The organism is Streptomyces milbemycinicus (assembly GCF_002154605.1).
GTDB classification, from domain to species: Bacteria; Actinomycetota; Actinomycetes; order Streptomycetales; family Streptomycetaceae; genus Streptomyces; species Streptomyces milbemycinicus.
Genome location: NZ_MUNE01000959.1, coordinates 1 through 1,284, shown reverse-complemented (window position 1 = coordinate 1,284; position 1,284 = coordinate 1). Strand labels below are relative to the sequence as shown.

Annotated in this window: 2 protein-coding genes; one reads left to right on the top strand and one right to left on the bottom strand. The window is 68.0% G+C overall.

The window, feature by feature from the left end:
* The coding region (locus CCN51_RS60410; protein WP_143676180.1) for a helix-turn-helix domain-containing protein at positions 1-313 on the bottom strand (313 nt) is incomplete at its 3' end.
* Between the two features lie 237 nt (positions 314-550).
* Between CCN51_RS60410 and CCN51_RS49565 the strand changes: the two genes are divergently transcribed.
* On the top strand, positions 551-1,216 hold the full coding sequence (locus CCN51_RS49565; protein ID WP_014177400.1) for a DUF4097 family beta strand repeat-containing protein: 666 nt from the start codon (positions 551-553) through the stop codon (positions 1,214-1,216).
* The last annotated feature ends 68 nt before the right edge of the window (positions 1,217-1,284 follow it).

Sequence of the window (1,284 nt, the reverse complement as noted above, 5' to 3'; positions counted from 1 at the left end):
GGCCCGATTGCATGAGGATGGTGGTGAGCGACTCCTCGTACTCGCGCACGGCCTCGGCGTCGCGTCCGTGTGGCTGGGGGACCGACTCCGACCCTCGGGAGGGCGCGGGCCTGCGCCGGTGAGCGCGGCGCTCGGTGGCGCGGTGGGCGAGGTCGGCGCGGTAGGCGGTGGGGCCGCCGTTGCGCATCACCTCACGCGTGATCGTCGAGGTCGGGCGTTCGAGGCGTCGGGCGATCTCGGCGTAGGGGAGGCTGTCGGCCAACCCCAGCGCGATCTGCTGGCGTTCCTGCTGGGTGAGCCTGCCTCCTGGCATCGCGGTCTCCTTGGTGATCCTTCACGGTGGTCCCTGGCCCCCACTGTAGCGTTCATTTCTTACCCATTGCAATGATCCAGGTAGCTGTCGTTGCATTATCCTCAAGGTCATTGCAACAGTTTAATGGCTTCCACCTGCATGAATGTCGATTCTGCGCAACAAGCATGTTGCTGACTCCTGGAAAGCAACGTAGCGTTTCCGGTGTCAGAAACAACGAGCGAGAAGCAGGAGAGCACGATGCAGAAGTTCGACACCCCCGCCCCGATCTCCGCCGTCCTGGACATCCCCGCCGGACGCATCCAGTTCATCGCCGCCGACCGCTCCGACACCACCGTCGAGGTCCTGCCCGCGAACCCCGCCAAGAGCCGCGACGTCCAGACCGCCGAGCAGACCACCGTCGCCTACGCCGACGGCGTCCTGCGGATCCACACCCCCGAGCCCAAGAACCAGCTCTTCGCCCCCTCCGGATCCCTGGAGGTCACCGTCAAGCTCCCCGCCGGCTCCCGTATCGAGGCCAAGACCGCCAGTTCCGAGCTCCGCGGCGTCGGCCGTCTCGGCGATATCGCCTTCGAAGGCGCGTACCGCCAGATCAAGATCGACGAGGCCGCGAGCGTCCGCCTCACCGCGACCGACGGCGACGTCGAGATCGGCCGGCTGGGCGGCCCCGCGGAGATCAGCACCGCAAGGGGCGACATCCAGATCACCGAGGCCATGCGCGGCACGGTCGTGCTCCGCACCCAGTCCGGCGACATCACGGTCGGCGCCGCCACCGGCGTCTCGGCCGCCCTCGACGCCGACACCGCCTACGGCCGCATCAGCAACGCCCTCAAGAACGACGGCACCGCCGAACTCGACATCCGCGCCACCACCTCCCAGGGCGACATCACCGCCCGCAGCCTGTAAAACCGCCCAGCCCGCAGAAGGAGCACCCCCTCATGACCGACTTGGCCATCGCGGCGAACGGGCTGCGC